This window comes from Dysgonomonas termitidis, assembly GCF_042654545.1.
Taxonomy (GTDB): domain Bacteria; phylum Bacteroidota; class Bacteroidia; order Bacteroidales; family Dysgonomonadaceae; genus Dysgonomonas; species Dysgonomonas termitidis.
Map to the genome: position 1 here is coordinate 1 of NZ_JBHSGN010000078.1, position 13,361 is coordinate 13,361.

General features: G+C 37.9%; 7 protein-coding genes. All 7 read right to left on the reverse strand.

Annotation, left to right across the window (positions count from 1 at the left end; all coding sequences use genetic code 11):
• Positions 1–53: 53 nt before the first annotated feature.
• The 7 genes from ACFO6W_RS13225 to ACFO6W_RS13255 all read right to left on the reverse strand — a co-directional run bounded on the left by ACFO6W_RS13225 (position 54) and on the right by ACFO6W_RS13255 (position 13,098).
• Positions 54–287, reverse strand: a complete 234-nt coding sequence (locus ACFO6W_RS13225) for a helix-turn-helix domain-containing protein (protein WP_379997303.1) — start codon at positions 285–287, stop codon at positions 54–56.
• Positions 288–467: 180 nt separating this feature from the next.
• Positions 468–2,087, reverse strand: coding sequence for a sulfatase family protein (locus ACFO6W_RS13230; protein WP_379997179.1), 1,620 nt, complete (start codon positions 2,085–2,087; stop codon positions 468–470).
• A 15-nt stretch (positions 2,088–2,102) separates the two neighbouring features.
• Positions 2,103–3,689, reverse strand: a complete 1,587-nt coding sequence (locus ACFO6W_RS13235; RefSeq protein ID WP_379997181.1) for a sulfatase family protein — start codon at positions 3,687–3,689, stop codon at positions 2,103–2,105.
• A gap of 25 nt (positions 3,690–3,714) precedes the next feature.
• Positions 3,715–6,192: an alpha-galactosidase gene (locus ACFO6W_RS13240; RefSeq protein WP_379997183.1), complete on the reverse strand. Its 2,478-nt coding sequence runs from the start codon at positions 6,190–6,192 to the stop codon at positions 3,715–3,717.
• Positions 6,193–6,297: 105 nt separating this feature from the next.
• Positions 6,298–7,644: a DUF5126 domain-containing protein gene (locus ACFO6W_RS13245; RefSeq protein ID WP_379997185.1), complete on the reverse strand. Its 1,347-nt coding sequence runs from the start codon at positions 7,642–7,644 to the stop codon at positions 6,298–6,300.
• A 40-nt stretch (positions 7,645–7,684) separates the two neighbouring features.
• Positions 7,685–9,625, reverse strand: a complete 1,941-nt coding sequence (locus tag ACFO6W_RS13250; protein ID WP_379997187.1) for a RagB/SusD family nutrient uptake outer membrane protein — start codon at positions 9,623–9,625, stop codon at positions 7,685–7,687.
• An 11-nt stretch (positions 9,626–9,636) separates the two neighbouring features.
• Positions 9,637–13,098 carry a TonB-dependent receptor gene (locus ACFO6W_RS13255; RefSeq protein ID WP_379997189.1) on the reverse strand — a complete coding sequence of 1,154 codons (3,462 nt, stop codon included), beginning with the start codon at positions 13,096–13,098 and terminating at the stop codon, positions 9,637–9,639.
• Positions 13,099–13,361: the final 263 nt, after the last annotated feature.

Consider the following 13,361-nt stretch of genomic DNA (forward strand, 5'->3'; position numbering starts at 1 on the left):
CGGACGCAAACCGAATTAAATATGAATTGGTCTGCTGAGTTTTTCAGCAGACCCTAATTATCTTCCAGTAGTTTTTCGATATCAGAAGCGCGGTAAAGGATTTTACCGGCCAGCTTGATATACGGGATACGCCCTTGGTCGCGGTAATCCTGCAAACTGCTCCGGCTGATCTTCAGTTTTTTCGACAATTCCTCGTCCGTATAAAAGCTCTCCCCGTTCAATTTTACCTTAACTTGTCTTAGAAAAACAAAATGAAGCCGTTGAGAAACGCCCTCATTTTTAGCTATATTCAATTAGCTTTCGAGATATTAGTTAGCTTCCCACGGCTAACTAATCTTTATTATCACAATGGATTTTACATGTTATAATTCTTTTACTTTCAAAATTTTATTAACTCCGACTTTCAAGTCGGGGCTAATAAACAAAACAATAAATATTAACTACTGATTCGCATCAATAATAAATCTTTATCTTTTCCAGTCCGGTTCTGGAAATAGCCGGACCGGACTGTAACGGATATAAGTTTCGAATATCTCTTTATCGGGACCAATAATACGAGGATCTCCTGAGCGCTCCAATTCGTTCAGCAAAGCTATTTTAAGCTCTTTTTCGACTGATATATAATTAGCATTACCGACTAAGTTGTGTAAACAGAATGGATCGTTGCTCACATTGTATAATTCGAATTCAGAACGTTTATTGTACGCCAAGTCAAAATAGGGACGGATGGCAGGATCTTTATAATTCTCGATCAGGAATGACTTTGAAGGTGCATCATCGACATCAGTAAATGCCTGTTCAGGATGATGGATACCTTTTTCATCGATGCCGTACATCGGATAAACCTGGCCTGTTTTATTATTGATTGCTTGAGGTGCTCCAGCAGGCCAACGTTCGGGCTTCATATTCCAGATAAAGAGATATTCCCGGCTACGTATGGCGCGCTGAGGGTATCCGAGGTTTTCCCATCGGGAAGAGGAATGCCGTTCCCGACCCATAAACACATATTTTCTGGTTTCATCTACTATCCCTTCCTTTTGCGACCGTAGAATATTCACGATACTTCGCCCTGAAATAGGAAGCATTCCATCAGACTTTACTCCTGCAAGTTCAAGAATAGTAGGTGCAATATCCACAAAACCTACCGGATCTTCTATCTGACGTTTACTCGGAAATTCTTTTGGGTAACTGATTGCCAGAGGAACATGTACACCATATTCAAAGCAATTTGCTTTTGCTCGCGGAAAAGGCATACCATTATCGGCAGTTACTATAATGATAGTGTTGTCAAGTTCACCTATAGAGTCTAGGTAATTCAATACTTTATAAAGATGAGAATCTGCCCATTCTATCTCAACGGTATAATCAAGCATATCTCCTCTTATCTCTTCTGTATCGGGAAAGAAACCGGGAACTTCAACTTGGGCAAGTTCTTTTCCGTTACGTTTCCATGACCCTTTTTCATAAGCACGGTGAGGTTCGGTGGAACCGTACCAAAAATAGAATGGTTGTTCCGGTTTGCGTTGCTGCATGAAATCACGGAAGTTGCTAAAATAGTCTACAAGACCAATACCCTTGGCTGTTCTTGGGTCCGACAAACTGGATTTTGTGTACCGATGTTTGTTGTAGACATGTCCCGCCGCGTTCTCTTTTCTCCATAGCGAATCTCTCTCATTTCTGGCATAACGGAAAGGATCGACTCCTTTTCCGGTAAATCCGGTGTGATAACCATTCGCTTTGAGGAGGTCTACAACCGGGACAAATTCTTTCATCCATGATGAAGCATGTTGTCCTGCTTGTTTATTCTGCCAATGATGTCGCCCCGTTACCAATGCACTCCGTGATGGTGCACTTCCTGGTGATCCGGCATAACAATTTGTAAAATAAACTCCGTTGGCTGCCACTCTATCAAAACCGGGAGTATGAACAAACCTACTTCCGGCAAAACTTGTATGTATATATGTCTGATCGTCATTGATCACAAAAAGGATATTAGGCTGTTTTATCCTTTCTTTTTGTTGTTGTTTGCATGCACCAAAGATCCCCGAACTAAGGGAGAGTAAAACTATTCCAGATAGATATTTCATAGTATTATTTATATATTAATTCAAAAAATCAGCGTTCAATCCAGATGCTCTTGGTTCAAAATCAGATTTATTTATCCAATCCGTTGGAACCTTTTTACCTTCTTTCATGCGATTCCATGCATTTCGGGCAGTACCCATGTAAGGATATGCGTCAAATATAAAACCCTGTTCAAACATTCTTGGATCCTCTTGTTCTGCCAGTTTTTGCATAAGTTCGCTCCGCATTTGTTTTTTTAATGTATTATAATTGGCATCTTCTGCCAGATTCGTCATACATTCCCGGTCTTCCGAAATATTATAGAGTTCTTCTTCCTGCCGTTTGCCGAAAGAAAGTTGCCAGTAGATCTCCGTTTCGGAATTCCGCCGTGCTTTTAATACTTCTGTTTTTGTCGGACTGCCATCGACATTCATATACCCTGTTTCTGGATTTCCTGCCGGCCAGCGACTGGTTTCAAAATTTGCCAGATAAAGAAAGTCATCCTTTACAATGCCCCTAATCGGATATCCTTGGTCATCTGGGCGTCCTACATCGTGTCTTTCTTTTCCGATCAAAACATAATCCCTTTGGGGCTTACTGTTCTCTTTTGTCAATAGATCGAGAAAACTTTTTCCTTCTATCGGTTGCATCCCTGATTTTTCTTCCGGTATTCCGGCGACAGCTAAAAATGTCGGTGCCAGATCTATAAAACTTAAAAGATCCTTTATCTCCCGACTGGCTTTCGTTATTCCTTTTTTCCACATCATGGCGAAAGGGATATGATTGGAATATTCGTATTCTTGTCCTTTAGCACGGGGAAACGGCATTCCATGGTCGGCTGTAACGATGACGATTGTATTTTCCAGTTCTCCCTTCTCTTCCAATGCCTGAAGGATAGCAACTAGGTGTTTATCAAAATGCTCTATTTCTAACGCATAATCCAGCATGTCCGTGCGTACAATCTCGTTATCCGGCCAAAAAGAAGGAACGGAATCGACCTGATTGATATTTTTTCCGGCTTTTAAAGCAGATCCGAATTCGTATCCTCTATGCGGCTCTAAGGCTCCATACCAGAAACAGAAAGGCTGATCTCTTGGTTTATTCTTGAGAAACTCTTTAAAATTAGCCGCATAATCAATATTGGATATTCCCTTTGTCGGGGGTGTTAACTTGATATGATTCCACATTTTCCCAACCATATTCCGTGGATTTCCGAACGAGTCATTGGTAAACCCGGGTCCCCAGCCTTTTCCCGTTGCCCCTACCTTATAGCCGTTCTCAGCCAATACCTCGGGATAAGATTTGAATTTAGCGGGGAAATCAGCCCAGTGATTACAAGCTTCTTCCAATTGCCAGGAATTGCGTCCTGTAATAATACAGGCACGAGAAGGTGCTGATTTGGCATTACAGGTGTACATGCGATGAAACAACAAACCTTCCTGTGATACCCAGTCGAAACCAGGCGTATTGAGCCAGGCTGTTCCATATGCTCGCATGTGGGGATAGGATACGTCGTCTGCGATACAGAACAGGATATTGGGACGTTGTTTTTCTTCTGCCTGTCTGCAAAATGCCAGACAGCTTGTTCCGGTAGCCAAGAATAAAGGAATAAATGTTTTTTTCATTTTATATTATAATCAGTTAAAAGCATTATAAAATATTTTCAAATGCAATGAGTAGACCCTTGCCTGCTTCCGAGCGTATAGTGATTTCATCTGTGTTTTGAGATAGCACACTCCCTCCAGTAACTTTTATCAGTTTCTTATCTTTATATTTTATAAACACAGTTGAAGTTGATACAGTCTTAATCATTAGTCGGTTATTCTCCAATTGTATATCGTCCAACTGCCCTGTTGATGAAATTACAGATATATTTTCTCCCATATTTCCTATCAGAAAAGCTTTTGATGTATCATCTGGCTGTATGAAGTTGAACTCCAGATACACATTTTTCGCATCACTTGTATAAGGAGAATTTAAAACTCCCAGCAATTGAGATGTATTCACAAGCAGGGTACAGGAATAATTTACTGGTACGGCACTGAAACCTATTACTTGTCCGAACGCAGCAGTTGAGTCCATTTGTGTATATATCTCCGGGGATGCTCCTACTTTAGAGTTATAATTTAGTTGTTTTCCTTTTACATAAGGTCTTACACGTTTTGTCTTATTAAGTGTTTTCCCTATATTCACTCTATCTCTTTTCGATAGTTGAGTTAAATCGCCCCAAAAACCATGGCCCGAAATCAGACTGGAGTTTACATTATATTGTTGTGCCCAATATGGAGAAACATTGTTTGGATAAACAGCATAAGTAAATAATTCTTTTGGAAAAAGATGTCCATATTCGTTAATAACCGTACGCATGCATTTAGTCCTGTATATCGAATAATCGCCATAGGCAGAACCTCCGTTATTTATAAAAAAGAATATACCTTCTTGTAGTGGCATCAAGCCTATGACGCAACGTTCAGGTTCTGTCAGGTCAATTTCTACAACTACATCTTTGTTATATTCATGTAGCTCTCTCATGATGCGTGTTACATAAAACGGAAAAAGGTAATTATATCTATCTAATCTTTCCTTTTTGCTATATCTGTCGTCTCCATGATCTAATCCCGCCAAGGAACTGTTGAATGTATTCATTGCATCCCATTTAAAAAAGCGAATGCCATTATCTATTAACGCCTTACAATCTTCAAGAAACAGTTCTGAAAAAGGGCCTACAATATCGAATACAGGCCTGTTCCATTGTGCTACAATTGGTTTTCCATTCGACCGGCGGATTATCCACTCCGGATGCTTCTTGTACCTTTCTGTGAGACTGTCTATTGCCATAGGGGATAGCCAAATGCCTGCAATCATATTGTGCTCATTTATGCGATCAACGAGAGGGGCTAATCCATTGGGTAAACGTTTTGAATGGGGAGTCCAAAAACCTAACTCTTCTTCCCATCCGTCATCAAGGACAAAAAGCTCGATATTCATTTCGGCAGCCGCATCAATTTCTTGAAGTATTCGTTCCTCTGTAAGAACACCTCTCAAATCGTGCCCGCGCCCGCGCTTTTGAGATTCCCTTTGCATAGCCCATGTATTGTAGTAGAAATGTGAATCTCTTGATTTAAGGTGTTCAGTTATTTTTGAAAAAAGATAGTCATGTATCAAGGGTTCTGTCGGTTGTTTATGATCAATAAAGCTCAAGCTATTCCAAACTGTTTCATAGTAAGAATCATATGGAATAGTTTCATTGTCAAGATATCCGCCTCTCTGCATTTCTGTGGCAACTGTATGAGTATTTTTGTTTCTGGTATGTTTGTGGGCAATAAACCAGAAATTTTCGTCATGAAGTTCGGTATCATCACCTTCCACTCCTTGACTTTCATCTACATCTCCTTTCTTCTTGGAGGTAATTTCTGACAATCTGAATCCGGCAGCACCATCTTGTGATGCATGTTCGTATGTAGAAATGATCTTATGATTTTGAGTATGAACAACCGAGAACGGGCCTTTTAATAATAGCGCTTCATTACTCTTAACATTATGTTTTTTTATAGCCGGATGGAACATATGATTCCACGAAAGGAAGTTTGCAATCTGTATTTCCTCTACATCGGTCTTGGTATCGCTATTTAAAGCGTATTGTGGATATACGAAGTATAATTTTCCTTTTTTTTTGTTCAAAGTAAAAATATGTCCTTTGCTTGATTGTAGTTGTATTTTTTCTCTGATAAGGGTTGAATTTTCAAAATATTGACGGTATAATTCCAATTTCAAGCCTTTATAAGTCCCCTTTCCCTCAAAATAGAAGGTGTATTCGACACCATCATTAACCATTTTTCGTTCTTTGTATTTTATGAATTTCCATACAGGCATTGAAGAGGTTACAGTTTTATTGTTAATCTGGAATTCAAAGAAAGGTGTATCGTTGCCTGCAATCAGCTCAGTCTGACTCGCTTTTTCATAAACTGATTTGACCAAAATGGTATTATTCTTAAAGGACAACACCTGTTTCATCAATCCATTTTCATAGGCAAATTCATTGTCATTTAATGATCCTTTGCCTAATACATTATTGCTGAAAAGAAAAAGTAGAATTGTAATAAATAAGTATGATATGCTAGATTTCATTTAATGGTTTTCTTATATTATGATTTATTTAACCTTAAAAATATAATAAAAAAGAAGACCATAGGAAACAATTATTGTTTCCTATGGTATAATACCTAATTAAAGTTAATCTTGGTATGATCCCCAAAACTTTAACTCGCTCAATTGAGTATGATAATTAGCCTCTCTGTTTTTCCGTATTACAAAACGGATGTAACGGAATGGCGTATTAGCATATTGAGGATCCAATTCAACCTCAAATCCGACTTTTATAAACTCATGATCTTCATTTGTCAAAAAGTTAGGATCGGTTCCTCCTGAAGGTAATACCAGATCATAGTCTGCTAGTTTCATCCAGTCGTTTCGCCATTCTCCAGTTCCACCTAATTCTTTCCAATCGGTCCAATACATCAGATTCTGTTCTTTACTACCATCGCCAATCTGATCCAATGGTTTAGGGCTATTTGTAGCCCAAACCTCTAAACTAATGAAAGTATTAGCGGAAAATATAGGACTTCTACTACGCATCCAATACCTAAGGCGGCTATAAGAAGCTTTCTTAGTCATATCAATTGTAAAGTAATAAGGAAGAATATAAGCATTTGGTTCGGGCCAATCTACAAAGTCATTTAACTTATTATCATTCGAATGCCACCACTCACTATTATTCCAAGTATCACCATCGTGTACCTGTTCAAATCCACGTTTCGCTGTTGTATTATTACCAGCTAAGTCTCCTCTATACAGACATGTTTTATCGGTATATCCCCATCTTTGCCAGATGTATCCAGACTGATTACGTCCCACTATCTCTTCTTCGAATAACGGTGTAAGGATCGTATCGAGAGGTTGGGAGAGATTTCCCCACTTATCCCGAATCTGAAAACGAAATTCCTGGGGCTTATCAGTTAATCCTCTGAAAGTTGTTTTTCCTACCAGAGTTTTAGAATAATAAGCATCGTAGAACTGATATTCACCATCATCATCTTTAGTATACATCGTTAATGAGATTTCATCTTGTTGCAAGTTTTCCCATAAAGTATATATTCCTCCGAAGGTAGGATTTATATTCAAAGACTGCTTAATCTGTTCTACCGGAGGAAGAAGTGGCTTAATTTTAACTTCAACCGGAGAAGATTCGTTTTTGCTTTTATCCAATACATATAGAAATACAGTATATTCTCCTGTATCAGGATATCCCTCCAGTTTTATAATATTGTTATTTGCACTTGAAAAAATCTCTCTTTTATTTCCGTTTTCACTATATGTATAGACAGCTTTTACTGCTAGTAAATCATCATCCGACGGCAGGCTATATGTTATAATAGCACCTCCATGAATATTCGTTACATTAATATTGGTGACAATTCCCGGTGGAATACTATCTGTGGGATCACTCCAATCTTTTACATTGTCACAATTCCACAAAAACAGTGTGGCAAATATTGCTATTAAAATAGATCGTATTTTCATTTTCATTTCATTTTTTGTTTACAATAAAAAAACAGAAAAATTACCAGCCGTGGTTTTGTAATAAGTTTTTGTTATTCATTAAAACACTTTGCTTTATAGGCCATAAATAGTCTTTAACCTCATATTTTAATTGATAGACCATTGTTTCCTGATAAAAATCCTGAGATGTTTCTCCCAATATATTTAATCCTCTGATAGGACGGTTCATATATTCCTTGGCTAGTTTCCAACGTTTCAAATCCCAAAAGCGTGCACCTTCAAATGCCAATTCATTCATCCTTTCTCGTTGAATAATTTCTCTGAATCCGTCTTTAGTTTTTGGTTTATTCGGATTGGAAGAATACTTTTCCCAAGATTCTACTACACCTTTCAGTCCGGTACGTTTTCTAACGATATCAATATATTCATATGCTTTAGTTCCGGGTCCTCCTATTTCGTTCAAAACCTCAGTATACATCAAATAAAGGTCTGCTAGCCGTATGATAGGGAAAGCATAACGATATTGAGTAAAACTGTCACTGGTTTGAGATTGTGAAGAAAGATAATGTATCATTTTTTTACATAAGTAGCCGGTACTTGAATATCTGTTGGTCGGCGAATTCCCTCCCCCTACTTTTCCATATTTCAATTCTGTAACCCAGAGGTCATTGTCTTCATTCACTCTACTATTACCATATAGTGTGCCACCATCGAATATAATAGAACCATAAAAACGAGCTTCACGATCGAAATGAAGATTGATAGTTTCAAAGTTTTCTTTTATATAATATTTATCTTCTGCACCAGCTTTTCTTAGCCCCATTAGATCTACATTCACCCATTCTTTATCCTCTTCGATAGGAACACCGTTTTTAGTGTAGAATTGTTCTACAATATGTAGAGGCGGAGCATAAGATTTACGGACGCTACCACTGCTATGTGCAAATGCGAACACCGGATGGCATGCCCGCTGCAAGTTATCTGTATTCGAATTTGAATCTCCCCAGATAATTTCTTTGTTCCAGCGCTCGGTAGCAGCGCCTCTGGTTTGCATAGCCAATATCGTTTTTTCGTTCAGTTTTGCCACATAACTGGTTGTTTTGAAATCGAACAATTCATGTCCGCCCTCATGGGCAACTTTAATAGCCTCTTCTAAAGCTGTTGCTGCTCTTTCCCATTTTTCAGCACTATATGTTTGTGGAAATAATTGAATTCCACGATTATCAACCATATCTGAAAAATCGGTATTACCATTGTATAGTGGGCTGGCGGCAATAGTCAATAATTGAGCTTTAACAGCCAGTGCAATAGATTTGGTTGGTCGTCCCATCTCGTTCATCACATCTACTATTTCCAATGGCAATCCTTTAACAGCTTCATCCAGTAACTCTACAATATAGTCAACCACTTCGTCCACCGGCTCGCGATAGCGCTGAACTTCACTTGCAGGAGAGTTTATAGACAGATTTTCTTTTATCAAAGGAATTGGTCCATACATACGAAAAAGCCAAAAATGATAATAAGCCTTCAAAAAAGTCACCTCCGCAATCCATTTGTCACGTTCATAATCTTCTAGATCAAAGGGCTTGTGAATGTTTTCCAAGAAAATATTACAATCGCTCAATGCAGTGAACATAGCTTTTCCTCCTTTTAAATCGTATGAGGTTTGCTTGCTCGCCCAGTAATCACCGATAGGTGCATTTGCTCCTTGAGTACCTCGGGCAACATGCCAATATCTGGCACTCATTCCCTGTACTGGATCTATGTACCATACTTCGTCACCTGACAACATTGCGGGGTTAGAACCGCCTTCGCCAAAGTTGGGCAAGAATGAAAAACATCCATAAAGAAAGGCTTCAGCTTGTTGGCGATTTTTAAAAGCATGCTCTACTGCAGGAATATTGTCAGGTACTACATCAAGGTAGTCTGCACAAGATAATAAAAACAGACATAATGCCACAGAGATGGATTTGAGAGGCTTATTAAATATATATTTTTTCATAAAAGTTTATTTTAAAATGAAATATTAAGACCTAAATTTATTACACGTTGAAGTGGATAACCTAATCCGTTTCCTCCCATCTCCACATCCCAGAGTTTAAAATTACTGAACAATAAAAGATTTGTTCCATTTGCATAAACACGGCACGAACTCAATCCTAGCTTGTGTATAAGATGGTTTGGTAATGCGTAACCTATTTCTGCGCTTTTGAAACGCAAGAAAGCACCATCTTGCATAAACATTGTGTTTTTTTGATTATTGTTTGCTATTACGGTATTAGCTAATCGAGGCCATCCTGCATAAGGATTTTGAGAGTCAAGTGACCAATAGTCTTCAGTTATAAATTGTGCAAGACCAGTTTCTAATGTCTTTTGTAATTTTTCATCTGTCGATGATGCAAATGGAGACATTGCTTTAAAATCTATCCAGAAAGAAGAACGAGCCGATCCTTGGAAAAAAGCAGAGATATCAAAATTTTTATATCCAAATGAAAGACCGAATCCATAATTGATTTCAGGAGTATTAGGATGCCCAATAGGCACCATGTCTATTTCGTTGATAACACCATCGCTATTAATATCTTTATATTTAATATCTCCCGGTAAGTATTCGCCAAAATCTTGGCGTGGAGAATTTGCAATATCTGCTTCGTCAATGAAGAGGCGTTCTGCAACATATCCCCATTGTTGCTTAGCAGACTGTCCTATTTTAGATTTCCAAGGTGTTTCGCTAAAGTCAGGTTCTTCGTAATAGCGATAAGTAGAACGTGCATAAGTAAAGTTTGCTCTTCCTACAAACCACATATCATTATTTATCGAATGATTGTAATCGACAGATATATCCATACCTTTACCATTTGCTTCTCCTACATTCACATCTGGAGTTGCCCATAGTCCCATAGAGCTTGGAATATCTGCACGTGGTTGAAGAATATTCGTCCTCTTTTCTTTAAAGATATCGGCTATAATATCAATTTTACCGTTAAGTAATCCTATTTCTAATCCTAAATTAGTTTTATATGCGATTTCCCATCCAATTTTAGGGTTAGGGTAATTATTTATCTTCACTCCATTATGGGATATTCCATTAAATTCGTATCCAGTAGTATAGTTGTCTCCTCCTCCTATATTGACTTGAGAAAGGTAGAAGAAGCGTTGGTCACCGATTTCATCATTCCCTACCAAACCATATGTTGCACGTAGTTTTAGTTTATTAACCACTTCTTTCAACTTGTCTGACCAAAAAGATTCATTGGAGACAGACCATCCAATACCAAACGAAGGGAAAAAGCCCCAGCGGTGTCCTTTGTCGAATTTCTCAGAACCATTATATCCAAAGTTGAACTCTGCTAGATAACGACTATCATATCCATAAGTAAAACGTCCGGAAATACCTAAATTTCTTTTCTGTAAAGACTCTGATAAAGTTTTAGCATTGCCAGTCAGTGAATTACGGACTATACCTACAAGCATACCACTCATATTATGTTCCTCAAAGTCGCTGTTATATGCTACGGAAGCTTCTCCGTAAAATGAACTTGAAACTGTTTTTTCTCCCGGATTGTAATCAATGAATTCAGTTCCGCCAGCCGGATTCAATTCCGTTAAGGTATATTTATTAGTGAATCTGTCATAACTGCCAATTTCGTAATAATAAGGAGAATAAGCACGAGTCACATCAAATCCGGCCGAGCGAGTGGTATTTCCTAATAGGCGTGCGCTAAGACCTTTTACCCATTTGTCTAAGTCTTGTTTCAATTCCATTTGAGCCATCAATACCGACTTGCTCTCTTGTTTATATCCCTTAACCATTTCTGCATAAGGATTCATATATTGATCACCCTGATATCCTCCGAAAAGAATGTGTGATACATTAGCATATTTATCGTCAGGAGCAAAATAGGCGGGAAAGCGAACCGGACTTACTTGGAGTATCTTCTTATACATGTCTGTACCCCCGTTGACAGGTCCCGTATAGTCGTCGAAAGTACCGTGTAAACGCACAATGGCTTCAGTTGAAGAAGTTAAGTTTATATTGATATTAGACCGGATAAGGTATTTCTTTAAATCAATATTATTATTAAAATTATTTCTTTTATCTACCTTCAATACTCCATTGTCTTGAGAGAATGATCCTGCAATATAATATCTGGCAACGCTACCCCCGCCAGAGATATTTATGTTTGCTCTTTGGTTCATCGTGCTACTCTTAGTCAACATATCCATCCAGTCCACAGCAGGGTATACATACGGGTTCCCTCCACGAATGGTGTTGTCTATCTGGCTGTTTGAATAAGGTATAGGAGCCAAAGGATTACGAGTGGATACAGCTTCGTTGGCCAATCTCATATATGTAATAGGATCTGCCATTTCAACTTTCTTAGTGGCAGAAGAGAATGAATTTTCTAAACGAACAGAGATTTTTACCTTTCCTTCTTTTCCTTCTTTAGTTGTTACCAAGATTACACCGTTTGCGCCACGAGCACCGTATAGGGCTGTAGCTGTGGCATCTTTTAAGATGGCAAAACTTTGAATATCGTCGGGATGTAGACGTGATAAGTCATTGCTTGAGACTTCAACGTTATCAATGAGGATAAGTGGGTCTACTTTTCCTGCACCGAAAGATGTGACACCACGTATAAAGAAATCGGCATTGTCTTGTCCCGGTTCTCCACTAGTCTGATAAGCAATAAGTCCTGCTATCCGGCCGGCGAAAGCAGTAGTAAGGTTACTTGATGGTACTTTCAAATCTTTTGTATTCACTGTTTGAATAGAAGAAATTAGACTTTCCTTCTTTTGCTTACCGAAAGCAACTACTGTTACTTCATTCAACATATCAGATTTTTCTTTCAGTGTAACATTTATTTCAGTTTGAGTACCAACTAGGATAGTTTGAGATTCCATCCCCAAATAGGAGAATACCAACTTGTCCTCGTCCTCTACATCTATACTGTACGTTCCGTCAGTGTCGGTCGATACTCCGCGAGTACTACCTTCCACAGTTACTGTAGCTCCAGGTAATTCGTCACCGAGATTATCAATGATTTTTCCTTTTACTGTTTTCTTCTGCTGTATTACAGCCGATTCTGTTGTGTTGAGGGATTTTTTGTCATCTCTGAAAACCATCACTTGGCGATCTTTGATTTTATACGATAGACCTGTTCCTGCAAATATATCATCAAGAATCTTGTCCAACGTTTTAGCATCAGCATGTACGTTGACTTTTTTCTGTATGTCTTTTTTGAGATCATTGGAGAAGAAAAAAACGTATTCGGACTTCTTTTCAATAACATTTATTACTTCTTTTATAGATTCTTTTCTAACATCGAATGTGAGAAGTGTGGTTTGTGAATATGTATTGGAGAAGGCTGAGCTTACTCCTAATAGCATTAATATTATAACTAATTTCATAGTACGTAAGGTCTTGGAGAAGTTTTTTAGATATAACTTTTCCTTGAAATGTTTTAATTTCATATATTTATACCGATTTTAAAGAATTAATAACTCATAGTTTATTTAAAATCCAAGAAGATCGGGTAATATGGCAGTATTACCCGATTACTTATTTATCCAGGGTGTCTATCATAAGGTCTCTATTTTTGGTTAAACATAAGGTTAGCTTTACAATTTTTGATACATAATAAATTTTTCTATAATTATAACAAGGAATTATATTTTATGTGTTTTCATCCTACCCTAAACATGATTTGGTTTAAGAAAATAAGGTTATTACTATA